Annotated in this window: 11 protein-coding genes and 2 rRNA genes (1 of these 13 cut by a window edge); 10 read left to right on the top strand and 3 right to left on the bottom strand. The window is 60.3% G+C overall.

What is annotated here, in order from left to right:
- Positions 1-1,744: ribosomal RNA gene (locus JW799_RS04300) — 23S ribosomal RNA — on the top strand (it extends 1,297 nt beyond the left edge of the window).
- 108 nt (positions 1,745-1,852) lie between these two features.
- Positions 1,853-1,969 (top strand): 5S ribosomal RNA (gene rrf, locus JW799_RS04295).
- Between the two features lie 666 nt (positions 1,970-2,635).
- Here the strand turns inward: rrf and JW799_RS04290 are convergent.
- The 3 genes from JW799_RS04290 to JW799_RS04280 form a co-directional block, all read right to left on the bottom strand.
- The gene (locus JW799_RS04290; protein ID WP_205428764.1) at positions 2,636-3,853 is read right to left on the bottom strand and encodes an IS4 family transposase; all 1,218 of its coding nucleotides are present in this window, start codon (positions 3,851-3,853) and stop codon (positions 2,636-2,638) included.
- A 326-nt stretch (positions 3,854-4,179) separates the two neighbouring features.
- Positions 4,180-5,793 (bottom strand): response regulator, encoded by a 1,614-nt coding sequence (locus tag JW799_RS04285; protein ID WP_205428763.1) that lies wholly within the window; start codon positions 5,791-5,793, stop codon positions 4,180-4,182.
- Positions 5,765-7,585: a sensor histidine kinase gene (locus JW799_RS04280; protein ID WP_205428762.1), complete on the bottom strand. Its 1,821-nt coding sequence runs from the start codon at positions 7,583-7,585 to the stop codon at positions 5,765-5,767. The genes JW799_RS04285 and JW799_RS04280 overlap by 29 nt, the downstream gene beginning before the upstream one ends.
- Positions 7,586-7,751: 166 nt before the next feature.
- Between JW799_RS04280 and JW799_RS04275 the strand changes: the two genes are divergently transcribed.
- From JW799_RS04275 to JW799_RS04240, 8 genes are all read left to right on the top strand, one after another.
- Complete coding sequence (locus JW799_RS04275; protein ID WP_205428761.1) at positions 7,752-9,293, top strand: extracellular solute-binding protein; 1,542 nt, start codon at positions 7,752-7,754, stop codon at positions 9,291-9,293.
- 97 nt (positions 9,294-9,390) lie between these two features.
- Positions 9,391-10,836, top strand: coding sequence for an ABC transporter substrate-binding protein (locus tag JW799_RS04270; protein ID WP_139787044.1), 1,446 nt, complete (start codon positions 9,391-9,393; stop codon positions 10,834-10,836).
- Between the two features lie 79 nt (positions 10,837-10,915).
- Positions 10,916-11,776 carry a carbohydrate ABC transporter permease gene (locus JW799_RS04265; protein WP_240353143.1) on the top strand — a complete coding sequence of 287 codons (861 nt, stop codon included), beginning with the start codon at positions 10,916-10,918 and terminating at the stop codon, positions 11,774-11,776.
- A 52-nt stretch (positions 11,777-11,828) separates the two neighbouring features.
- Positions 11,829-12,716 (top strand): carbohydrate ABC transporter permease, encoded by an 888-nt coding sequence (locus JW799_RS04260; protein ID WP_240353142.1) that lies wholly within the window; start codon positions 11,829-11,831, stop codon positions 12,714-12,716.
- A gap of 96 nt (positions 12,717-12,812) precedes the next feature.
- Positions 12,813-17,510 (top strand): 3-keto-alpha-glucoside-1,2-lyase-like domain-containing protein, encoded by a 4,698-nt coding sequence (locus JW799_RS04255; RefSeq protein WP_205428759.1) that lies wholly within the window; start codon positions 12,813-12,815, stop codon positions 17,508-17,510.
- Positions 17,511-17,722: 212 nt separating this feature from the next.
- Positions 17,723-19,213: a sugar-binding protein gene (locus JW799_RS04250; protein WP_338026341.1), complete on the top strand. Its 1,491-nt coding sequence runs from the start codon at positions 17,723-17,725 to the stop codon at positions 19,211-19,213.
- Between the two features lie 27 nt (positions 19,214-19,240).
- Positions 19,241-24,583 (top strand): CARDB domain-containing protein, encoded by a 5,343-nt coding sequence (locus tag JW799_RS04245; RefSeq protein WP_205428757.1) that lies wholly within the window; start codon positions 19,241-19,243, stop codon positions 24,581-24,583.
- Between the two features lie 78 nt (positions 24,584-24,661).
- Complete coding sequence (locus JW799_RS04240) at positions 24,662-25,294, top strand: cohesin domain-containing protein (protein WP_205428755.1); 633 nt, start codon at positions 24,662-24,664, stop codon at positions 25,292-25,294.
- Positions 25,295-25,349 lie beyond the last annotated feature (55 nt).

The raw sequence follows: 25,349 nt of genomic DNA, 5'->3' as shown, positions 1-25,349 counted from the left end.
AATGCCCCAGCTAAACACACCAGGGTGAAGTGAAGACGACGAACTGGGTAGGGGAGCGTTGAATGCGGGTTGAAGTCGGACCGGAAGGACCGGTGGACTGCATTCAAGTGAGAATGCCGGTATGAGTAACGAAAAGACAGGTGAGAATCCTGTCCGCCGAAAGCCTAAGGGTTCCTGAGGAAGGTTCGTCCGCTCAGGGTAAGTCGGGACCTAAGGCGAGGCCGAAAGGCGTAGTCGAAGGACAACAGGTTGAAATTCCTGTACCACCGTAAGCCGTTACGAGCGATGGGGGGACGCAGGAGGGCAAGAACGCGAGCTGATGGATATGCTCGTCCAAGCAGCGAGGCTGATGCGCAGGCAAATCCGTGCATCGAAAAGGCTGAGCTGTGATGGGGAGGGAAAATCACAGTACCGAAGGTTCCGTGCTCACGCTGCCGAGAAAAGCCTCTAGCCAGGCGAAGGTGCCCGTACCGCAAACCGACACAGGTAGGCAAGATGAGTATTCTAAGGCGCGCGGAAGAACTCTCGTTAAGGAACTCGGCAAAATGACCCCGTAACTTCGGGAGAAGGGGTGCCTCGGTAGGGTGAATAGCCCGAGGGGCCGCAGTGAAGAGGCCCAAGCGACTGTTTAGCAAAAACACAGGTCTGTGCGAAGCCGCAAGGCGAAGTATACGGGCTGACGCCTGCCCGGTGCTGGAAGGTTAAGGGGAGCGGTTAGGAGCAATCCGAAGCTGTGAACCGAAGCCCCAGTAAACGGCGGCCGTAACTATAACGGTCCTAAGGTAGCGAAATTCCTTGTCAGGTAAATTCTGACCCGCACGAATGGCGTAACGACTTGGGCGCTGTCTCAACGAGAGATCCGGTGAAATTTTAGTACCTGTGAAGATGCAGGTTACCCGCGACGTGACGGAAAGACCCCATGGAGCTTTACTGTAGCTTGATATTGGACTTTGGTACGGTCTGTACAGGATAGGTGGGAGCCTGAGAAGTCGGTGCGCAAGCATCGATGGAGGCGCCGTTGGGATACCACCCTGATCGTATCGGAGTTCTAACCTGTCACCGTGAATCCGGTGAAGGGACCGTGTCAGGCGGACAGTTTGACTGGGGCGGTCGCCTCCCAAAATGTAACGGAGGCGCCCCAAGGTTCCCTCAGAATGGTTGGAAATCATTCGAAGAGTGCAAAGGCATAAGGGAGCTTGACTGCGAGACCTACAAGTCGAGCAGGGACGAAAGTCGGGCTTAGTGATCCGGTGGTACCGAATGGAAGGGCCATCGCTCAACGGATAAAAGCTACCCTGGGATAACAGGCTTATCTCCCCCAAGAGTCCACATCGACGGGGAGGTTTGGCACCTCGATGTCGGCTCATCGCATCCTGGGGCTGAAGTAGGTCCCAAGGGTTGGGCTGTTCGCCCATTAAAGCGGTACGCGAGCTGGGTTCAGAACGTCGTGAGACAGTTCGGTCCCTATCTGTCGCGGGCGTAGGAAATTTGAGAGGGGCTGTCCTTAGTACGAGAGGACCGGGATGGACGCACCGCTGGTGTACCAGTTGTTCCGCCAGGAGCATGGCTGGGTAGCCAAGTGCGGGAGGGATAAGCGCTGAAAGCATCTAAGCGCGAAGCCCGCCTCAAGATGAGATTTCCCAATTCGTAAGACCCCTGGAAGAACACCAGGTTGATAGGCTCGGGGTGGAAGCGCGGCAACGTGTGGAGCTGACGAGTACTAATCGGTCGAGGGCTTATCCTAAAGCGAAGCGCCTTCGGGCACGGAGCAGACGGGAAGCAAAGCCAGCAAACAACCATGCGCAATCGTTTCGTATCCGGTTATCAAGGCGCAAGCCTTGAAGAACTTCGATCTGGTGGCAATGGCGGAGGGGTTCCACGCGTACCCATCTCGAACACGACCGTTAAGCCCTCCAGCGCCGATGGTACTTGGACCGCAGGGTCCTGGGAGAGTAGGACGTTGCCAGGTTGGAGAACAGGAAAGCACCTCATACGGGGTGCTTTTTTTGTGCTTCTTTTTTGGCTTTTTCGCTTGATATAAGGTTGGTTCGAGTACTTCTCCAAATTTAAGGTGTGGGCTGTTATATGGATGCATGTGAACTCCTGGCGTGATCACTCAGGCGCGAAAACGGCATTCTCCTCCAAAAGTCGTACACTGGCGAGCTCTGTGCGAATGGTACTTGGGCAACGGCCACCGGGGAGCTCTGCGAATGGGTACTTGGGTAAGGACAACGGTGAGCTGCTATGAGTGACATGGGCGGCGGAAACCTGCGGGTTCCGCCTATGTTGGATTTTATCCAACCGACGGAGCAAGAAATGCGGAAATGTTGATCTACAGTGGATTTGATCCAACGAGAAACGGGAAAATCGGGCGAAATCCCCGAAAGGGCCGCTCCTGATTGGACAAAATCCAACCAAGCCGGCGGGTTTCGCGAAAAGGCCGGTTTTGGTTGGACAAAATCCACTATACATGCAATAAACCTAACGCGAAATCCAGTACCGAGTTGGTTTGTCATTATTATTTCCTTTGACCTAATATTTTACATGTCGTTTGGATGGGGAGAGGAAAAACGAGCAACAGGGGAGGAATCGCAGAAAAAATTGCCAAAAAAAGGTTTGGATCCAAATGGTTTCGTTACGGGACTAGAATCTTCACAACCTCACGTTCATTTTTGCCTCTGCCAGGTTGAATCCGAGGGACGGTCTTGGCTTGTTTTCGCTTTTGCCTTCCCCGACTGGTTCGTTCCGTAGGTTTATTCAAGATGGCGACGAACCGCTTCCACGGGTATTGGCTGTAATGACGCAAATAACGAACAAAGTTAAACAGGGTCAACTTGTTCGGCGTTTGCCGATGCACGAGCTCGCACAACAGATAGCTAATGACGCCCAGATACAACTGAGCCCATACGGCATTCGGATCATGGTTGTGAAAGGTGATCGTCGTCAGGTGTTGCTTGATCCACTTAAAAAACAACTCAATTTGCCATCTGCAGCGATAGACTTCCCCTACGTCCGCGGCGCTAAGATCGAAGCGGTTGGTCAGCAGCCTGTAGGTCCGACCCTTCTCGTCCTGGAACTCCACCAAGCGAAACGGCCGATGGGTTTTCGTCTTCTTGTCGTAGATCGTGACGGTTGCATCCCGCAGGATCGGCGTGTCGGCCTTCACAGGGTGCTCCTGCAATACCGTGAACGTGTTGGTCGTTTTAAGTCGGGCCACAAAGGTAATGCCGTCTTTCGCCCATGCACAAAAGCGCGTGTAATTCACGTAGCCCCGGTCCAAAATGTAGGTCAGATCCTTGCGTGTCACGAGCTCATCAACCGCCATCTGATCAGAGACCCCAACCGTGGACAAGACGATCCGGTCCGGAAAGGGATTTTCTTCGTCCAAGCATAGCAGCCGAGTGTGCATCTTCACCCCCTTGGTTCGATCCTGATAAAAGGCCCAATCGCCAAACACAAACGGAAGAAGGAAACTGCTTGAATCGATAGGGGCCAGTTTACCCAAATGACCAACTCCCTTGGCGCCTGGCATCAGTTGTTGCAGTCGGGAGGCTAATCGATTGAAGATGCACTGCAAGTATTCCAAGGGCAGTTTCGCCAGCTTTCGATTCAGCGTCGAGGCATGAACGGAAGACACGCCAGTCAGTTCTTGAAGATAGGGATCGGTAGCCAAATGGAGCTGAATATCTTCCAAGGTCCTTCGCTGTTGAATTTCCCCCTCGATACATAACAGGATGGCCGCGGTGATCGTCAATTTCTTCGCATAGCGATCCGCCAAAGGAAGTTTTCCCATATGGAGCTTAAGTTCTTTTAAACACTTGCGCATAACCGTTTTTTGGTGTATATTGCCCATGGGTTAGTTCTCCTTTGTAGGGAAATGGGCAATTTTGTCTGCTTCCTCTACAATAGGAGACTTTTTTTATTTTGGCTAGCTTCATGTCAGGTTTTTTGCATACGTAGTGGACAAAATCCAACGAAGCTCCGCGTACCTAGCCTAGACCTCCTGCCAAATTCGCTCTCATAACCGCATCCGTCTCGTCAAGGCACAAATGTACCCGAAATTTTCGCCCTCATGGCGCATCCGTCCGTCCACCTGCATGACCAGCCCGTTAACGCCGGCGATGCGGCGGGTTGACGGCCGGCTGCGCCCCGCAAGAGCGGAGCGGCAACGGCGGCAAATCAGTGCGCCGCGCTGCCGCTATGGCCCGTTTTGTAGTGCCGCCGGAATTCGTTCGGCGTCATGCCGGTGGACTTTTTGAAGACGGTGCAAAAGTGGGGATAATTGACGAACCCGACTTTCTCGGCCAGCTCATAGTTTTTCAGATCGGACTGAAGCAGAAATTCCTTCGCTTTCCGCACCCGCTGTTCGGTCAGAAAATCGAGAAAATTGTCGCCCGTCTGGATTTTGAACAGGTGGCTGAGGTAGCTCGGATTCAGGTGAACGTGATCCGCCACTTTGTTCAACGTAAGATTTTCGGAAAGATGAGCATAAATAAAGTCGACCGCCTTTTGAATTTCGGGATGCACCTGAACCGGCAGCTCGGCATCCTGCTTGTGGGCTTTGGCCATGATTTTTTCCAGATGGGACAGCCAGTCCTCAAGCGAGTCGCTGTGCTCCATGCGCAGCCATTCCTGTCTCGTCAGCGGCATCGCAAGCTCCTCCAGCACGCGCAAAACGGCGCTTTTCAGCTTCGAAGGCGTGGGCCGTTTCTCGAGCACGAACGAGAGCAGCAGCTGAATGCCTTCGATTCGTTTGTCGACGTCGGGCACGCTCCATTTGAGCGACAGCTTTTGGGACAGAAGGTTCCAATCCTGCTCCGTTTCGTGGCTCCAGACGATGCGATGGTATTGATGATAAAAATGCAAGGACGAACGGTTATCGTAAAAAAACGTTTCCTTCGCCTGCACGGCCTGCGAAATGGCGCGTTTCAATTCGGCGTAGTCGGTTGCGTCCGAGCTGATTCCGCACAGCAGCGGAGTGCCGAGATATTTTTTGAACCATTGATTTATATGGTCGTACAGCTGCTGGATCTGGATTTCGGAATCCGCTTTGCTGGACGAGGCGGGCTTCTGCAAAATGACGGCGGATTCGCCGTTGCCGAGCGGCAGCACGTCGCCCTCGGCGCGGTTCGGGATGCTCTCATAGATCGCCTGATTCATCGTGAACCGGATGAGCGAATGATCCCGCTCCGCATACCCGGCAAAAAACGCGATTCGATCCTGCAGCGCGACATAAAGCACCCGGTACGGCATTTTCGGCCGAAGCTCGCCGCTTCCCCGGATCAGATTGGCGCCGTCGCGCTCGAAGTTGAACAAGCCGCGGTCGATATCCTCGGCCATCCGTTTGCGGATTTCCCAGCTGTGCTGATGCTCCAGCCGGTCCCCGATCAGGGCGCGCTGCTTCATTTCCTTTTCGGCCCCGATGGCGTCTTTGCAGCGCAGCAGCGTCGCTTCGATTTCCTCCGGATTCAACGGGGTTTTCAGCACGTAATCGAGCGCTCCGAGCGCGATCGCCTGCTTGGCGTATTCGAAATCCTTGTGCGCCGTCAAAATGGCGAACCGGACATGGGGAAACCCTTTGCGCAGCTCCGCCATCAGCTCGATTCCGTCCATGACCGGCATCGTAATATCGGTGATGACCAGGTCCGGAAAGTAAACGGCGCAGCGCTCGAGCGCCTGCCGGCCGTTCGCCGCCGTGGCGACGACCTCGAGGCCGAGCTTCTCCCACCGGATATCGGAGCACAGCGCATCGAGCACCATATATTCATCGTCCACGAGCAATACGCGCAGCATGCGGTTCATCTCCTTCCGGTTCGGACGTTGCGCGATCCTCCGGCCGTTCGCCGGGCGGGGAAGCCGTCGCGGGCAACCGAACGGTTACGGTCGTGCCCTCTCCGGGAGTGCTTGCGACCGTCAGGCCGTATTTCGGGCCGAAATACAGTTGCAAACGGTCGTGAATATTTTTGATCCCCATGTGGTAGTATGTGTTTCGGCGGTTTTTTTGCGCGCCGGCAAACAGCGATTCGACGACCGCCCGTTCCATGCCGACGCCGTCGTCGGATACTTGCAAAACGATGTCCTCCTCCTCCTCCCTCCGGCCGGAAAGGACGATCGTGCCGGGCCCCGCTCCGGCGAGAATGCCGTGGAAAACCGCGTTTTCCACCAACGGCTGGATCGTCAGCTTCGGGATGCCGAACGCGAGAACGTCGTCGTCAAGCTCCGCTTCGAGCGCGAACTTGTCGGGATAACGCACGGACAGCAAATAGGCGTAATGACGAATGCCTTCGACCTCCTGGCCGATCGGCACGAATTCGTCGACTTTGTCCAGATGGAAGTGAAGCAGCTCGACCAGGCTCGTAATCATCCGGTCGACATGCTCCGTCTGCCTGTGCCGGGCCAAATAGCTGATGGAATTCAGCGTGTTGTACAGAAAATGAGGCTGAATCTGGGCTTGCAGCACTTTGAGCTCGAACCGCTTTTTTTCCCGTTCGCTTTCGACAAGCTCCTCCATCAGTCCTTTGATCCTTCGCACCATCTGGTTGAAGCTGTTCACGAGAATGCCGATCTCCCCGCGAAAAGGCAGCGAAATCCGGGTTTGAAAATCGCCGGTGCTGAAGCGCCGCATCTGCTTGCTCAACAACTTGATCGGCCGGGCGACGTATCGGGACAAATAATACGAAATGATGAGAGACAGCAGCAAGCCGACGAGCCCGACCCAAAGAATGTAGCTTTGCAAAACGCCGATGCTGCCGTAAAGCTCTTCTTCCTGAAGCACGGCCATGATCCGCCAGCCCCAATTGTTGTTCTGAACGCCGGATACGTACAAACGCCCGCCCGCGCCGTCGTCGACATGCCGGCTGTTCCCGCCGCTCGCCTCCAGCTCTTCGGCCGGAAGCCCGGAAACGGAGTACGATTCGGAGAAAACGTCGTAGACGACAAACGGGTTGGACACCGTAATCGGCCGGAGATCCGCGCTTAAAATAAGAAGGTCCTCGTTCAGCGAATCGTCCCTTACCCCATAGACGTTGATGATGCTCTCCAAATCCAAATCGGCCGCAAGCACGCCCCGAAGCGTTCCGTACGCGTCCGACACCCGGACGCCGACCGATACCGTATAATCGGACACGTCCGACATGTACGGCTCCGACCAATACATATACTCGCTTTTAAGCGCGCCGTCGTAAAGGTTCCGGGCCAGCCGATGCCCCCGGATATCCCATAAATAATCCGACGTTCCGACAACGTCCAGATCGGGCCGGATCAGATAGATGTTTTTCAGGTCCTGGTTCCAATACTTGCGCTCCCGCTCGAGCAAAGCGATCAGCGTTTCGTCGTCCGCAGCCGACTGCAGCCGTTCGTCGTTGGAAAGGGCGAGCAAATTGCCCTGGAGATTTTTCATGAAAAGGTTCAAATGGAGCTGCGTGCTTTCCAGCAAATTCGCGACGTAGCGGGTTTGCTGTTTTTTGTACGTTTCGACGATATAGTTTTGCGAGATGTAGCCGAGCAGGAAGATCAGCGACGCGATCGAGACGAAGCTGATCGCGAACACCTTGACGCTCAAGCTGATAAAAGCCGGGCTTCTCATCGGGAGGACGCTCCTCGCAGGGAAGTTGTATCATTGTAACGCGGCTCTGCCGCCGGCCGCCTTCGGATTTTTTGGATAAACCTTTTTCGTTTTTGGATTTTTGGGGATTACATCTTGCAGCAATTATATCAGAATCAAGAGAGTTGCAGCGGAAAGGGGTTTCGCCATGAGGCTGAAACGGCTCATTTTGTTTACGGTTTCGGCGGCGGTCGCGCTCGGCATGCTCGCGGGCTGCGGAGGCGGGGAAGACGGGGCGGATAAGGCCGTCGTCATCGAGGTCGACCGCTGGTACCCGACCAGCGTGCGGTTTCCCGATCCGGACGACGATATCGTTCTCGAGACGATCCGCAAGGAGCTGAATATCGATCTGAAGTACGACTTCTCCACGGGCAGATCCCAGGAATGGAGGGCGAAGCTGGCGGCCCGGGCGGCTTCGGGCGACCTGCCGGACGTCATCTATTTTTTCAACATGATGGATTACCGGACCGCCCGTTCGCAAGGGTATATCGTTCCGCTTAACGACGTGCTGAACGCAAGCAATCTGCCGGAGAACTTATCTTATATAACCGAGGATATGCTGCGCTCGATTTCCGACGACGGCGGGCTTTACTACGGCATTCCGAACCGGATGGGGCCGATGCTCGAAGGGATGTTCATCCGCAGCGACTGGCTCCGCGAGCTGGGCCTTGAGCCGCCGCGAACCGTCGAACAATTCGCGGCCGTCGCCGAAGCATTCGCGAAGCGCGACCCGGACGGCAACGGAAAGGACGACACGTACGGCTTCACCTCCGGCGGGTGCATGAGCTGCCAGGATTTCTGGGAGCTGCTGTCCGCGTTCACCGGCCTCGCTTCCCCGGACGAATATTTGGCGGACGGCGAACTGAAGGGAGGCTGGACGTCTCCGGGGTACCGGGAGTATTTGCGGTTCATGCGGGATTTGATGGCCGCGGGGGCGCTCGACCCGGATATGGCCGTCAACGATTCCAACCGCAAAACCCAAAAAATCGTGCAGGGACAGGTAGGCATTTTCCATTCTACCGGGTATCCCGCGGACGTCATCCGGCAGCTTCGGACGAACGACCCGGATGCCGAAATCGCGTATTTGCCGCCGCTGGAAGGTCCGGCGGGCGCCGGTTACCATTGGCCGCTCGTCGGCGTCGGCACGACGATCGGCATCACGACGAAGGCGGCCAAATCGCCGGAGAAAGTGCGCAAAATCGTGGAGCTCGTCGATTGGATGAACGGGGAAGAAGGGAAACGGCTTCTTCTGTATGGGGCGGAGGGCACGAACCACGTCAAGGAGCGGGGCGAAATCCGAATGCTGCAAGGCAGACAAAACGACTACCTCGAGGTTTACAACCTGATCGGAGACCGAAGCAAATTTCTGTCCGACCTGGACGTCATGAAAGCGTTCCATTCGGAGCCGGAGGAATTCGAGACCGTCAAAAGCATGATCGAAGGCGGCGGCAAAAGAGGCTCCGTCTACGGGCTGGGCTACGCGATGGAACGCTCGGAGCTGATCGACCGGCTGAAAAGCTACCGCGAACAGATGGCGGCCAGATTCATTTACGGCAACGCCTCGCTGGACGATGCCGGCTGGGAGGCTTACGTCCGCGCCCATGACGGGGAATACGGCGGCGGCCGGGTCCGCGAAGCCATCCTTCTCGACCTGCAAAAAGGCGGCTTTTTGCAAACGGACAAAAAATAGAAAGGCGAACCCCAAAAAATCCGAATTCAAGCGGCGCTCGTCCCCTTTATACTTGCCCTGAAACCAAAAACAGAGTTGAAAGGGGCAAAATCGGCACATGAAGGGTTTGCGTAACATGTTGGCAAGCGCCCTCGTCTTCACGGTTTTTCTGGCCGGATGCGGCGGGGAAAACGGGGCGACGAACGGAGCGGCGACCGGCTCGGCGTCCCCGTCCCCGTCGAATGCGGGGGCGGAATCCACGGGCGGCGCCGCGCCCGAGAAAGTCACGATTACGATCCAGTATCCGAAGCCGGACCAGGAAGTGGAGCGGGCGGCGATGGACGATCGGATCAAGCGGTTCCAGGAAGAATATCCGCACGTCGAAATATTGAAAAGCGATTGGCATTATAGCGACGGCGGGGCGGCGACGCTCGGCGTCAAGCTCGCGGCCGGGGAAGCTCCGTCCTACTACAACACGTATGCCACCGAAGCGAAAATTTTGACCGACAACGGCTATGCGGCCGACCTGACGAAATTTTTCGACCAATACGAGTTCAAGGATCAGTTGAACCAGAAGCTGCTCGACATTTTCAACGTGGACGGCAAGTATTACGCGTTCCCGCAGGGCGGCTACGTCATGACGGTCGGCCTCAATGCGAAGCTGTTCCGCGAAAAGGGCGTGGAGCTGCCGGGCTACGACTGGACCTGGGACGATTTGATCGCGGCGGCCAAAGCCGTGAACGACCCGGCCAAAGGCATCGCCGGCTTCGCCGTTGCGGCGAAAGGCAATTCGGCCGGCTGGAATATGACGAACTTCCTGTACCAGGCGGGCGAATTCGTCGAGGAAACGAAGGACGGCAAAGTGACGACGACGCTGAACTCCCCGGCCGCGCTCAAGGTGCTGGAGCTTTATCGTCAGCTCAGATGGGAGCATAACGTGCTGCCGGGCGACTGGAATCTGGAAAATCCGGATTTGTCGAACCTGTATAAGCAAGGACGGCTGGGCATCGTGTTCCATTCCAATTCCCTGAACACGGGAATCAACGACGGCGGCTTCGCTCCGGAAGACGCGAAAATCTACCCGCTTCCGAGCATGGAGAAGGGCTCTCCCAATTACGCCATTACCGGGGGCAACTTCTACGTCATCAACCCGCAGCAGACGGAAGCCCAGCAGGAAATGGCGTTCAAGTTCATCACGTACGACTATTTCAAGGACAGCGGCATCGAAACGGAGGAAAAGAAAATCCAGGAGCGCCAGGCGAAAAATCAGATGCACATTCCCGATCTGATGCCGTATTACAGCCCGGATTCCGCGTACGCCGCCAAAATGGAGGAGCTGTACGCCAAATATCCCGGCGTCGTCTACGAATTCGATCCGGCGTTCCTCGAAATTTACAATGCCAACGCGAAGCCGGAGCCGCCGTTCCATGCCCAGGATTTTTATGCGATCATGACGAATGTCATCCAGGAAATTTTCAGCAACGAAAAAGCCGATTTGCAAAAGCTTCTGGAAGAGGGGGCGCAGGAGCTGCAATCCGAGTTCCTGGATAAAGTGGAGCTGTAACATCAAAGACGGAGGACGCCCGAAGCCGCGCGCGGCGTTCGGCGTCCTCCGGGAACGTCCCGAACGAGGAAGGTGAAGCATGAAATCGGCATATTCGGCAAGCCCGCCGCTGACCGCAGGAAAGGTCCGCAGCAAGTCGAAGCTTTATTTCTGGGGACTCGTTTTTCTGCTTCCGGAAATCGTAATCTTTTGCGTCTTTTTGTGGAAACCGATCGTCATGGGGATTTATTACAGCCTGCATGACATCAATTTCGTCAAAGGCAATACGTTCGTCGGCCTTCAAAACTATATCGAAATGATCCGCGACGACAGCTTTTTTACCGCCATCCGCAATACGCTCTGGTTTATTTTTCTAGGGCTCGCCATCGGCTATTGGGTTCCGGCCGTGGCGGCGATCGCCATCTCCGAGCTGAGACGGTTCAAGTCGACCGCCAGGCTCATCGTCTATTTGCCCAATATCGTGCCGGCCGTCGCGCTGTACGGCGTCTGGAAGTGGCTGTTCGAGCCGATCGGTCCGCTCAACAATTTCCTGTCCGTCTTCGGCCTGGATCCGGTCATGTGGCTCACCGACAAATCGATGTCGATGTTTTCGATCGTGCTGATGAACACGTGGCACCATTTCGGCGCGACCGCGCTGATCTACCTGGCGGCGGTCATGAGCATTCCGAAGGACCTGTACGAGGCGGCGGAAATCGACGGGGCGGGCGTCTTTCAGCGCATTCGCTATATTACGCTGCCCTCGATCCGGATGATTTTCGTGCTGATGCTCATCATGCAGCTCATTTCCAACAGCCAGTCCTACGAGCCGCAGCTTGCTATGACCGGGGCGGACCGAATGAGGCGACAACGACGTATATGCTGCTCGTCGTCAACGATGCCTTCAAATCGTTCGCGTTCGGCGAGGCGTCGGCCATGGGCGTCATGCTGTTCGTGGCGCTGACCCTGCTGTCCATCGTGCTGTACTCGCTGCAAAGAAAGGGGACGGAACCGTAATGGACAAGGAATCGCTGCGCGAACGCGGCATTTTGTCCCACTTCGATTTTCGCCGGAAAACGGTTTGGGCCGGGTACTCGGTCATGATCGTGCTGCTTGCCGCCTTGTCGGCGACGATGATTTATCCGTTCCTGGTGACGATCTTCAACGCTTTCAAGACGAGAGAGGACATCTATACGTTTCCTCCGACGCTGTGGCCGAAGGAGTGGGTGTGGAGCAACCTGGGAGAAGGCTTTCAATTTATCGACCTGTCCCGGTACATGCTGAACACGTTCGCCATTTATGCCGGCAGCACGCTCGTCGCGGTCGTCTGCATCGGCCTGGCCGCGTTCAGCCTGTCCCACCTGCACATCCCGTTCCGCAAAGGGTTCACCCTGTTTTTCATGTGCACGCTGATGATTCCGTCGGCGACGTACATGATTCCGAACTACTTGAACCTGCAGGAGCTCGGACTGCTGAATACGTATTGGGCGTTCTGGCTGCCGTCCGCCGCCAACGCTTTCTGGATTTTGCTGCTCAAAAGCTTTTTCGACGGCATACACAAGGAGCTGTTCGAAGCGGCCCGAATGGACGGGGCCTCCGAGCTGCGCTGCTTCCTGCAAATGGCGCTGCCGCTGTCGTATCCGATTCTCGCCACGATTTTGATCTTCGGATTCACGGCGGCGTGGAACGAATGGTTTTGGGCGGGGCTCGTCATTTCCAGTCCGGATAAGTACCCGATCGCCACCGCCGTCTACAAATACGTGCTTTCCGGCGAGTCCAACAACATTCAGGTCAACGTAAAATTCGCGATTTTGACGCTGGTGATGGTTCCGCCGCTGTTGATGTTCGCCTTTTTGCAAAAATACATTATTCGCGGAGTCAATTTGTCCTCTGTGAAAGGGTGAACGCGCCCGAAGCGCCTTGCGAATCCTCATCCGGTTTTGCCGCCGTACGGGGATTCTTTTTTTGGCGATTTCAAAAAACGAAGGAGGAGAACAGGAATGAGACGAAAAACGGCAATGCGGGTCGCGGCCTGGGCGCTCGCGATCGTCACAGCCCTCGGCGGTTTGCCGCTCCCGGGGGCGTCGCCTGCGCCGGCGGCCGCGGCCTCGGAGACCTGGTTCGAGGATGATTTCGACAGCCCGGCTCTCGCGCAGGAACGCTGGAAGGAAGTTCCGGGCCAGTGGGACGTCAAGACGGAAGACGGGGTCAGCTTTTTTCACGGATTCCACGCGAACACGCGAACGTTTCTCCGGTTGGAGGAAGCCGCGGGCTGGACCGATTACGAAGTGAACGTCAGGGCCAGGTTCGCCGCCAACGTCACGGGCCGGGCGGAGTTTTTCGTCAGGGCCGACGACAGCGGCAATTTCTACTCCGTAGAGGCGCAGCTGACGCAGGACGGGGCTTCGGCCGCGACGTTCAAGATCCACCGCTGGGCGGGCACCGTCTACCAGGGGAATTTGACCGCGAACGTGACGCATGCTTACGATCCGACGCAGTGGCACGATTATACGGTAACGGTGGAAGGAAGCACGATTTCGCTTCGGCTGGACGGGGAACCGATTATTTCCGCGACGGATCCGAATTCTCATTATCCGTCGGGCGGGATCGGGTTCCGTTCGCAGAACGTCGGCCTGCAGATCGATCGGGTCGCCGTTTCGGGCGAGGGCGGGCCGGCTCAGGAATTGCAGATTCATCACTCGCCGATTACGGAGGCCGACGCCGGGCAAGGGATCGACATTTCCGCGGATATCGTCGGGCCTGCAAGCGTAACGGCGACCGTGTATTATCGGTACGGACATGCCGATGAGGAGCGCAATTTTGAAAGCGCTTCAATGTCGAAGGGCAGCGGAGACTCGCATTCCGTACGCCTTCCCGCACCCCCGTCCGGGGACGAGGACACGCTCAACTATTATATCGAAGCCTCGGATGCGGCCGGGAGCCGGAAATCGACCGGGTATGCCGACGATTTCGCGGATGCCGCCCGGACCGCGGAGCACTGGACGAAAACGCCCGAGGAGTGGATCGTCGCGGACGACGGGGACGAGCGGGTCATGAAAGCGACCGCCGGCAATACGCGCAACTATTTGACGGGGGCTGGCTCCGAGACGTGGACGGATTACGACGTCGAGTTCCGGGCCAAATTCGCCCGCAAAGCGAACGGCCGCGGCGAGTTTTTCGTCCGGGCGAACGACCAGGGCGACTATTACGCCGTCGAGGCGCAAACGTCGGAAGGGACGAACGACGTCCTGCTGAAAATACATTATTGGGACAACACCGTTTATCAGCAAAATCTGACGGCCAACGTGAACGCGACGTTCGACGCTTCGGCCTGGAACGACTACCGCATCGAGGTGCGGGGGAACCGGATTGCCCTCTACGTAAACGGGACCGGGCTGATTTCGGCAACGGATTCGAACAACCGGTATCCGTCGGGCGGCATCGGCTTCCGTTCGAATAACGTCGATCTGGAAATCGCCGATCTGACCGTGAGCCATCCGGTGAAGCTGACCGCCTCGGGGCCGCTGGCGGTCGAACATTCTCCCGTCGCATCTGTGCCGTACAACGCCGACATTCCGGTCGCCTTCACGGTCAGAGGCGACGCCGGATCGGCGGTGACGGCCGCGGTCCGGTACCGGTACGGAGACGAGCCGGAGCGGGAAGTCGCGGCCGCGCGGGGGACGGACGGCATCTATCGCGCGACGATTCCGGGCACGAACCGGTCCTCCGCCGTCGGCTACCATATCGCGGTACGGGACGAGGCCGGCAACGCGGCCCGGTATCCGGCGTCCGGCGACGCGTCGGTAGCCGTCGGGGCGTTCGAGCCGTACGCGAACGATTTCGAATCGCTTGCGGTCGGCAGCGTGCCCGCGGGCTGGACGGTGCGCGGCGACGCCAAAATCGCGGCGCTTCCGGAAGGAGGCAAGGCGCTGCGCCTGAACGGCCGGGTCGGCACCGTTTACCCGTCCGCCACGCTGTCGAATCCGGCGTACGGCAGCATCGACAACTTTATTTTGAAGTTCCGGGCCAAATACGTCCGCACGAGCGACGAGTATTACAACGTGTGGCGGTTGCGTTACCGGACCCAAAACGACAACAACAACTATTCGATGGAGTGGGGGACCCACAACTGGCGGTATTTCATCATGCGCAAAACCGATCTCGGCGGCAACTATTATTTGGGCACGTATAACGAAGCGCTCGACAACCGCTGGGTCGACTACGAAATCCGGGCGTCGGGCATCACCCACGAGCTTTACATCGACGGGGAAAAGGTGATCGGCGTCGACGACTTCGACACGCTGCGGATGGACAAAGGCTACATCCAATTCGGCACGGTCAACGGCATCGAGCTGCTGATCGACTCGTTCGAAATCGTCCCGCTGGAGCCGGAGCATATCTACAACGTCGAGCCGGCAGGCAATTACACGGGCATTTACGGACCGGGCGAGGCGCCGGGGCTGAACGTCTTCGTCTCGGGGGGCGCGGAGGCGCACACGTACAAGGTTGCCTACAAGGTCCGGCGGGCCGACGGCGAACGGGAGCTCGTCGCGTCCGGCGAGCGGGAATACGAGCTTGCGGCCTACGGAGAACTGAACGAGGAGCTGACGTTCGAGCCGGGCATCGGGGACATCGGCACGTACGACGTCGAAGTCGAGCTTTACGTGGACGGCGTGCGGAGCGACGCGTCGACGAAAACGATGCGGATGGCGGTCGTCCGGGAAATTCCCGAAACGCCGGAAATCGACGCCGACATCGAGTCGAAGTTCGGGTTCAATACGCACTACAAGGAAAACTGGCGCGACGACATAATGGACGCCGTCCGCAAAACGGGGGCGAGGCACCACCGAAGCACGCTTAACATCGCCGACAGCTTCACGGGCCAATACGGCGCAGACGGCAAGCCCGTATTCGACTTTGCGAAGACGGACGCGTATTTGAACAAAATCGCCAGCTTCGGCCTGAACAGTATCCCCGTGTTCGGCGTGATCGAAGACACGGCGACGGCCGCTTCCTACGAAGGCCTGCGGCTGCTCGAACGCTTCGCCTACGAGAGCGCGAACCGGTACCGGGGGCTGATCCGGACCTTCGAAACGTCCAACGAGCCGGAGCTGTTTGTCGATCCGTACATTCCGTACGAAATCGTTCAGCAGTGGAAGCGGCTCTATCTCGGAACGAAAAAAGCGAATCCGGGCAGCGCGCTGATCGCCGGGGGCCACACGTCGAGCGTCCGGAGCGTGCTCCCGAGGGAGCTGGAGCTCGGGGCGTACAACTTCGCGGACGCGTTTTCCTGGCATCCGTACGTGTACAACGCGATGCCGGACGGCGCCATCGAATCGTTCGTGGACGATATCGGCGGCATGATCGACGCGTACGGGGGCTGGAAAGATTTCTACCTGACCGAAGGCGGCTGGCCGACGGCCAAGGGCGGCTACCCGAACGTGAGCGAAGAGGTGCAGCGGGATTACATTGCGCGAGCGTTTCTGATTTATATGACGGAGCCGAAGGTCAGGGCGTGGGAGTATTACAATTTCAAAAACGACGGCACGGACGAAAACTATTACGAAATTTTCTGGGGCATCACCGACGTGGACGGCAGGCCCAAGCTGGCGTACGGCGCGGTCAACAACCTGATGACGACGCTGGCCGGAGCGGCCTATGCCGGACGACTGGAAGTGCCCGACGGCAAAGTCAGAGCCTACGTCTTCCTGAAGGACGGCAAGCCGATCATCGCCGCCTGGCGGTCGGTCGATCACAAGGACGATCCCGCGAGCAACCCGGCTACGTCGCAGCTTGCGATCGACGTCGGCACCGACGAAGTCGTCGTGCGGTCGATCGAGGGACGCGACCGGACGGTGGCGGCGACGAACGGCCAAGCGGAGGTTACGGTATCGGGTTCGCCGATCTTTATTTTGAACGCTTCGGCCGACGCGCTGTACGAGGCGGCGATTGCGCTGCAGGGCGATTACCGCGAAGACGCCGCGGGCAAAATCGCGAAGCTGGAAACGGCGGACAACGCCGCGGCCGTGGCGGAGCTGCTCGGAAGGCTGGAAGGCATCGGACAGCGGCTCGAAACGGCGATGCGCGAACCGGCGCTCGCGGACAAGGCGGCGGGGCTCGAGCAGGGCATCGGCAGCCTGTATGGCTTAATGAGCGACATGGCGAGCGCGATCGAGGCCGGACAAGCGGAGCGGAAGCAGGCTTTCGTCGTTATGGAAGCGCTTTACTATTATGCGGAAGCGGCCGCCCAGGCCTTGATCCAGGCGAAGAGCGAACAGGGAGCGGGTGCGGGTGCGGGTTCGGCCGTTCCGGACTATGCGGCCGCGGTGGCTGCGGCCCGGTCCGCTCTTGAGGCGAGGGCGGGGGACGACTACGTGCTGCCGGTCGGCAACGCGGCGGTCATGCGGGCCGAGCGCTACGGCAGGCTGGCGGAAAACAACCGCGAGCGCGGGGCCGATGCCGCAAGCTACGCATACGGGCTGCTCGCCCGCGAGTTCGCCGCGGTCGCGCTGCGGATGACGGCGGCGGACGCTCCCGTGTATGTGGGAGCGTGGCTGAACGTGACGCCGGTCAAGCGGAACGCGGAGGCCGGCTACGCGAGCGAATTGGCGGGCACCGTCGCCAACGATACCGCGGAAAGCGTCAGCGCCGCCGTGCGGATCGTACCGCCCGAAGGCTGGGGGAGGCGGAGACGCTGACGGCGACGATCGCTCCCGGCGGGACGTACCGCTTCGAGCATACGCTCGCGATTCCGGCCGACGCGCCGGAGGGTGTCTACGAACCGAAGGTCGAACTCGTCGTCGGCGGCGCCGTCGTCGACGAGGCGGCTATCGAGCTGACCGTCGAAAGCGCGATCGCCGCCGGGATTTTGCCGGTCGGCAAGCCGATCGCCGAGCTGGACGAAATTCAAGTGCGGCTGCAAGGTCGCTCCGCGGCTCCGAAATCCGGCAAGGTGACGGTGTACGGTCCCGACGGCGAGCCGCTCGCTCCGGTTTCGGGCGATACGTTCGCGGATCTCGGCAAGGACGAAACCGTCACGCTCGCCTTCCGCTGGGACTACCGCGAAGCCCGCGACTTCAACGAATATTCGAACCGGATTACGGTGACCGAATCGGCAAGCGGCCGGGTCATCTTCGACGACGCGCAGGTTCCGCTCGATTTTCTCCTGATCGAGAAGACGGGGACGGTCGCCGTCGACGGCCGGCTGGACGACTGGACGGCGGCGTATCCCGTTCATCTGCGCGGGGCCGGCCGGAACAACACCGGCGTGTACGACCCCGGCAACCTGGACGCGACGGCGTACGCGATGTGGGACGACGGTCATCTGTACCTGGCGGCGAAGGTGTCGGACGACATTCACAAAAACTCGGAGGACGCCGCGAACATGTGGAAAAACGATTCGCTGCAATTCGCGATCGATCCGCTGGCCGACAGCCCGGCTGCCTACAACCAGGACGACATGGAATGGGGCTTCGCGCGGCATGACGACGGCCGGCTGCTCGCGAACATCTTCTTCTCGCGTCCGCCGAATCCGAACGGAAGCGCCGGGGAGCTGCTGCCGTTCGCGATCGCCCGCGACGAGGAGGCGAAGGAAACGACGTACGAGATCAAGATTCCGCGCGGGCTGATCCATGGCCTGGCGCTGGCGGAAGGGACGAAGCTCGGCATGAACTACGCGGTCAACGACGCGGACTTTCAGATGGGCCGGGACAATTTCATCCAATGGACGCGCGGCCTCGCCGACGGCAAAAACCCGGGCGGCTACGACCGGTTCGCGCTCGCCGACACCGCCGAGGACCCGGATCCGGTGTCCGGCACGTCCATCGCGTTGGCCGCCGACAAGCCGATCGTGGAAGTCGGCGAGAAAGTCGCCGTGACGGTCGCGGCGGAGGAGGCGGACGATCTGTATGCCGTCGAGCTGACGTTACGTTACGACCCGAGCCTTTTCCGGCTGAACCGGGCCGAATTGGCGGAGGCGTTCGCTCCCGGCGGCGACGGTTATTTGCGGTACGAGGACGACGGCGGAACCGTGCGCGTCGCGGCAAGCCGGACGGGCGCCGTGCCGGGCGCCTTTGGCAGCGCGGATTTGATCCGGCTGGAGTTTGCGGCGCTTTCCGAAGACGGGGCGGCCGACTTCGCCGTGCCGGGCCCTGTCGGCGTTTCGAATAGCGGCGGGCAAGCGGCGGTCGTTCCGCAAGGCGGCGAGCTTCGGGTCGCGGTTGCCGATACGGCGGCGGTGACGGGCGGAAAGCCGAATCCGAAAGCGATCGAGACGATCGCCCGCTCGTTCGGGAAGCGCGAAGGAGAGACGGGGTACAAGGCGGTTTACGACATGAACAAGGACGGCATCATCGACATTATCGATCTGGCCTATGTCGCTTCGCGGTATTTGCGGTCCTGATCATTTGAGGAAACGGAGGATGGCGAAATGCGAGTCAAACGATGGATAGCCTTCCCGCTCGCGATGGCGCTGCTGCTGGGCGGACTGCCGCTGCCGGCGCAGAAGGGGGCCGCGGAGGAGCTTCCGGCCGAACCGGAGCCCGCCCCCCGGGTCGCGCTGAAGGAGCTCGGCTGGACGCCTGCCGAGCCGGCCGTGGGCGAGGAAGTCGGGTTTTACGCGGTCGTGGAAAATCAGGGCGGCGCAGCGACGTCCGCGCCGGTGGAGGTCGCCTTTACGGTCGACGGCGTTTCGGTGGCGCAGGCCGTGTACGGCGGGGCGATCGCCCCCGGCCAGTCGGTAACCGTCGCGGCGGAGCAAGCGTGGACGGCCGCGCCGAACGAGCACCGCGTCGCGGCGAAGCTCGCCGGGTCGTCCGCCGAGCTCGCGCGGATGCTGGCGATGCCCGCGGCCGAACTTGCGCGCGGCAAGCCGGCGACGGCGAGCTCGGAGAAAACGGGCAGCGGCCGGGTGGCGGCGAACGCCGTCGACGGCGACGCCGCCACCCAATGGGAAGCGGCCGGCGCGCCCGCGCACCTGACCGTCGACCTGCAGGCGCCTTACGTCGTCGACAAGGTCGCCGTCTCGCTCGGCCCGGACTGGAGCGCGCGAACCCAGACGCTGGCCGTCGAGGGCAGCCTTGACGGCACCGCGTTCATGACCCTTGCGCCCGCGCAGAGCTACCGGTTCGAACGGACGCCCAAGAACCGGCACGAGATCGCGTTCGATCCGGCGAAGGTCCGGTACGTCCGGATCGCGGGAAGCTCCAACTCGAACGCGGCAAACGGCATCCAGCTGACCGAGCTCGAAGTGTACGGGAACCCGACCTATCCCGACGAAACGGGAACGGCGAACCTGACGGTCGCCGGACTGACGTGGGAGCCGGTCGGCCCGTTCGCCGGCGACTCCGTCCTCTTCAACGCCGAAATCCGGAACGCGGGCGAAAAAGACTTCGCGGGCGATCTGACCGTTCGCTTCGAGGTCGGAGGCCAAATTGTCGCCGGCACCGCGGCGAACGTCTCCCTGCCGCGCGGCTGGCGGACGACCGTCGTCTCCGCGCCCTGGGTGCCCGCGTCGGCCGGCCCGCATGAGGTCAGGGTGTATGCCGAAGGGTTCGAGAGCGGCGCCCGGGTCTACCCGATCCGCATCGCCGACGCGGAGACGAGGCTGCCGGACGGGTGGACCCACACGCAGGTCGGCAGCCACGCCCTGGCAGGGTCGGCCGTCTATGCGGACGGAACGTTCGCGGCGGAAAGCTCGGGCTTCGACATCGCCGGAAGCGCCGACGAATTTACGTTCGTGCACCGGAAAGCGGCCGGCGACACCGCGATATCGCTCCGGCTGCATCCGCTGGCGAACGCGGGCGCGTCGGCCGGCTCCGGCGTCATGCTCCGGGAGGGCGCGGGCCCGGGCGGCGATTTCGTCGGCGTGCGGCTGCTCGCCGGCGGCTCGCTGCGGCTCGAGAGCCGCAGCGGCGGGGGAGCGGCGGAAGCGGTCGAGCTGCGATCGTCGGTTGCGGCACCGGTTTACGTCAAGCTGCAGCGGTCGGGCGACGCGTTCTCGGCTTACGCGTCTTCGGACGGGGTGCAGTGGGGAGAGCCGCTGGCTGTCCGCAGGCAGGAGATGGACGAAGAGCTCGAAGCCGGCATGACCGTCGCGTCGCGGAACCGCGGCCAACTGGTCCGGGCGGAGTTCGACGAGGTGAACGTCGAGCAGGTGAACCTCCCGGACCTTGTCGTCGCCGGCGTCGCCATGTCGCCCGCCGAGCCTGAGCCCGGCGACGAAGTGACGTTCCTCGCCGAGGTGGAAAACCGCGGGCTCGCCGCGACGGCGCAGGCCGAGTTTACGGTGGGATTTAAGGTCGACCCGTCCGTGAACGTAGCGCTCGTCGCCACGGGCGTCCATTCCGGCATCGTCGAGCCGGGCCAAACCGTTACCGTCACGGCTTCGGCGCCGTGGACGGCCGAACCGGGAACCCATGCGGTGCTGGCCGTCGCCGACATCGGGGAAACGGTGGCGGAGGGCAACGATCTGAACAACGAAACGACCGCGTATACGGCGGTCAAAGTCCGCAAGTCCGAAGCGGAAAAAACGGATTTCGAAAAGCGGGCGGACCTCATTTTGGACACGTTCGCGACGGAGCGGCCCGAGCAGACGGACCGCACGCTGTGGGTGAAGGAAGCGATTTTTTACGCCCAGGCGCGGTTCGAGCGGGGCGTCGACGTCGAAACGGCGCTGGACATCGTGGACAGCATCAACGACAATCCGGCCGGCGCGTCCATGTTCTTTTATACGGCGAACATCGACACCTACTTGCGATTCGGACATTTGTATCCGGAAGCGCTCCGGGAAAAGGTGAAGGCGAAGCTGACGGCCATCGACTACAGCCAGAACGGCAGCACGGAAAACCATTTCATCAAGTTCCGGACCGCGGGCTATCTGGTCGCCCAGACGTGGCCGGACTGGAGCCGGGCAGCGGCGACGAAGCAGTTTGCCGAGCAGGATTTGCGGAGCATGATGAAGCGTTTCGTCACCTACGGCATGAAGGAATACGATTCGACGACCTACGCCGCGCTGTACGTCGAATGCCTGCTCATGCTCTACGAGTTCGCGCAGGACGAAGAGATGCGGCAAATGGCGAAAATGACGCTCGACGCCATGCTGGCGAACATCGCGGGAGAATGGATGAACGGCTACTGGGTATCGTCGACGCTGCGCGATTACAACGGAATGAGCCCGGAAATCGGAGGCGCCGGGACGATCATGGCCTGGCTTTACTTCGGCGGCGAACGCGCGCCGAGCCTCCGGGTGAACGAGTTCGGCTACCCGGAAGGAATGTATTCGGTCATCGCCGCGTCCTCGTCCTACCGGCTGCCCGGCCTGCTGGCGGACATCGCGGCCGACCGGAGCGCGCCGTACGTGCACAAGGAAAGCCACGACCAGCATCCGACCAACAAGCTCAATCCGCCGCACGGCTACCGCAAAACGACCTACATGACCGAAAACTACGGGGTCGCCAGCCAGTTCGACGGAGCGGGCAGCCTCGGCTGGTCGGATCAAATGCGGCGCTGGTTCGTCCGCTGGACGTCCGACGGTCCGTACAGCACCTTTTTCATGACCCATCCGAAGCGGGGCGGCATCGAATCGGGGGCGACGCCGTACGAGCAGGTGCTGCAAAAGGACGGGGCGGTCGTCGCGGTCTACAACATCCCTTCCGGCGACCCGTTCAAGTTCATAAACGGGCCGTTTCCGGACTCGCTATTAAAAATTCGGGAAGATCCGAGCGGCTGGATTTTTGCCCACGGCGGCAGCGTCCTGCTGGCGGTCAAGCCGCTGAAGCCGTACGTCTGGACGGAGTCGTTCGTCGGCTCGCTGCGCGTGCCGGTGCTGAAAAGCGATGGAACGAAAAACGGCGTCATCGTGGAAACGGCCGACCCGTCGGCGTACGGCGCCGAGGAGGACGGGGCGCTTTCCGAAGCGGAGCGGATCGACGCCGAGCTGGACCGTTTCGCGCAGGCGGTGCTCGCGCGCACGGAGGTGGACGCCTCCGGGCTCGAGCAGGCCAACCCGTCGCTTACCTACACGTCGCTGGCGGGAGATACGCTCAGCCTGACGTATAACGGGGCGCGGACCGTAAATGGCGAGGCGGTCGATTATACGGCCTGGCCCCTGATCGATTCTCCGTTCATGCATCAGGAGGTCGGCGGGAGCCTGCTGACGATCCGCCGCGGCGAGGAGGCGGTCGTATACGATTTCGAAAACTGGCAAACGTTCCGTCCGGCGGCCGGGCCGGATCTATCCGCCGCGGGTCTGACCTGGACGCCGTCGTATCCGCAGGCGGGCAAGGATATCGTCTTCGGGGCCGCGGTCCGCAACGACGGCTTGAGCGCGACGCCGGGCGAAGGATTCGAGGCGATTTTTAAGGCGAACGGGGAGACGGTGAGCACCGTGCGGCATCCGGAAGCGCTGGCGGCGGGCCAAACGGTCACGGTAACCTCCGGCGCCTGGCGTCCCGCCGAACAGGGGGCGTACGAGGTAAGCGTCGAGCTTCGCGCGGCGGGCTGGGACGAAGCGGAGACGGCGAACAACGAACGCGACGCGCGGCTCGAGGTGTACGGCCCGTCCCGCCTGCTGTTCTCCGACGGCTTCGAGCAGGACGTTACAACGAAGTGGGATGCCGCGGGCAGCGTCGGGTCGTGGTCGCACGAGGCGGATCCGGCGCGAAATTCGATGGTCATGAAGGGCACGAGCACGGCGACGAGCGGGAACCCGGTCCGCAAAGCGGCCAAGGCGTCGGCCTGGGCGGATTACGAGCAGACGTCCCGCGACTACCGTTTCGAATTTACGGCCAAGTACGCCGGCGGCGCGGCAAACGGCGGCGCCGGCGAGCAGCTGCGCGCGCTCGTCCGGTTCGCGAGCCCGCAAGCGTACTACTATTTCGACTTCAACGATGCGGCGGACCAGGTTTCGTTCGCGAAATATACGGCGGAAACGGGATTCGTCACGTTGCATCCGCCCGTCCGGATTGCCGGCAAGCTTCCCGGCTTCGATTTTCGCCAGTACAACGAATACGCCATCGAGGCGGCCGGCGACCGGTTCTCCTTGTTTATCAATGGCGTTCCGATCATCGAAGGCGTCGCGGATACGGCGGTTCCGTCCGGTACGGTCGGCTTCATGAACCGGAATTCGGAGCTGTGGATCGATGAGGCGTCCGTGCGCACGCTCGGCGACGAGCCCGGTCCCGATGACCGAACGACGTTCGATTTCGCGGTCGAGCCCGGCTCGATCTCGGACGGAGCGGTGACGATCAACGTCGAAGCGGCCGATGCGGACGACCTTTACGGTGCCGCGCTGGATATCGCCTACGACAAGACGAAGCTGACGCTGACGGACGTCCGCCCGCACCCGCAATTCGGCGAGCACGCGGAGGCGACCTACGAGGAATTCGATTCGTTCGTTCGCGCGACCGCGACCCGGACCGAAGGGGACGGCCCGTCCGGCATCGACGGCGACGTCCCGGTGCTGCAGCTGACGTTTCTCGTCGCCGAGCCGGACGAACCGTTCGTCCTGACGCTGCGAAGCGGCTCGGAGTATGTAGACGGCGCGTCGGAGCGCTTTACGGTGGAAGAGGACGTCGAGGCGTCCATTCTGCTGATCGATCCGGACGTCAATGGCGACGGAGAGGTCGAAATCGACGACCTGGCGCTCGTCGCCCGAGGGTACGGGTTGACGGCGACCGATCCCGGCTACGACGCCGCATGCGATTTGAACCGCGACCTCGTCATCGACGCCGCGGACTTGGATTTCATAGCCGATCGGCTGCTGGAAAGCTGACCTTCGCTTTGCCGATGCGGTTTGCGCCCGCGCGCGGCCGCATCGTCATCGCCCCGGGACAAAAAGGAGGAAACGAACTTGCGAAAACTCATGTTGGCGGGCCTTGCGCTCGCGCTCGTCTGGATGCTCGTTCCGGCCGCGCCCGGCATCGCGCGGGCCGAAGAGGAAGAGCTGCGGCTCTCGCTGTCCGTCGCGGGCAAACCCAAATCGGACCGCCACAAGAAAGGCGACACGTTCGAAGTGGAAGTCGCGGCCGGGCAGGCGAAGGACCTGTTCGGGGTCCAGTTTGTCGTGGAATACGACCCGAAGGCGCTTCAGTTGAAAGCCGACGGCCATATTTCCGTAAGCAAGCGGTTCAACGACTGGGTGCGGAAGGCGGACGCGCGCAAGGGAAAAGTCGAGCTGGCGTTGACGCGCAAAACGCTGCCTTCGGGCGCGACCGGCACGGAGTCGTTGGCGACGCTGAAATTCAAGGCGTTGAAGGAGGGGGAAACGACGATCAGGCTGACCGGCATCAAGGCGACGGACGCGGCGCCGAGGGAGCTTGCGGCCAACGACGAATTCGTCCTTCGGCACGTTATCGACAAACCCGGCAAGCCGGATAAACCTGACAAGCCGGATAAACCTGACAAGCCGGATAAACCGGACAAACCCGATAAACCGGACAAACCCGACAAGCCAGACAAGGCGGAAAAAACAGGAAAACGTTAAATTTACAAACCGACGGCCTTCGGATGATATGGACTTAACATTTCCTCCCTATGCT

The sequence above is a fragment of the Cohnella algarum genome (genome assembly GCF_016937515.1).
GTDB lineage: Bacteria > Bacillota > Bacilli > Paenibacillales > Paenibacillaceae > Cohnella > Cohnella algarum.
Note: the sequence above shows the minus strand (reverse complement) of the source record. Positions and strands in the feature narration are given on the sequence as shown.

What these genes read in the sequence shown, in the direction of transcription:
- JW799_RS04260 (WP_240353142.1), top strand. Translation starts at nt 11,829, where the DNA reads ATGGACAAGGAATCGCTGCGCGAACGCGGCATTTTGTCCCACTTCGAT.
- JW799_RS04290 (WP_205428764.1), bottom strand. Translation starts at nt 3,853, where the DNA reads ATGGGCAATATACACCAAAAAACGGTTATGCGCAAGTGTTTAAAAGAA.
- JW799_RS04270 (WP_139787044.1), top strand. Translation starts at nt 9,391, where the DNA reads ATGAAGGGTTTGCGTAACATGTTGGCAAGCGCCCTCGTCTTCACGGTT.
- JW799_RS04280 (WP_205428762.1), bottom strand. Translation starts at nt 7,585, where the DNA reads ATGAGAAGCCCGGCTTTTATCAGCTTGAGCGTCAAGGTGTTCGCGATC.
- JW799_RS04245 (WP_205428757.1), top strand. Translation starts at nt 19,241, where the DNA reads ATGCGAGTCAAACGATGGATAGCCTTCCCGCTCGCGATGGCGCTGCTG.
- JW799_RS04265 (WP_240353143.1), top strand. Translation starts at nt 10,916, where the DNA reads ATGAAATCGGCATATTCGGCAAGCCCGCCGCTGACCGCAGGAAAGGTC.
- JW799_RS04275 (WP_205428761.1), top strand. Translation starts at nt 7,752, where the DNA reads ATGAGGCTGAAACGGCTCATTTTGTTTACGGTTTCGGCGGCGGTCGCG.
- JW799_RS04285 (WP_205428763.1), bottom strand. Translation starts at nt 5,793, where the DNA reads ATGCTGCGCGTATTGCTCGTGGACGATGAATATATGGTGCTCGATGCG.
- JW799_RS04255 (WP_205428759.1), top strand. Translation starts at nt 12,813, where the DNA reads ATGAGACGAAAAACGGCAATGCGGGTCGCGGCCTGGGCGCTCGCGATC.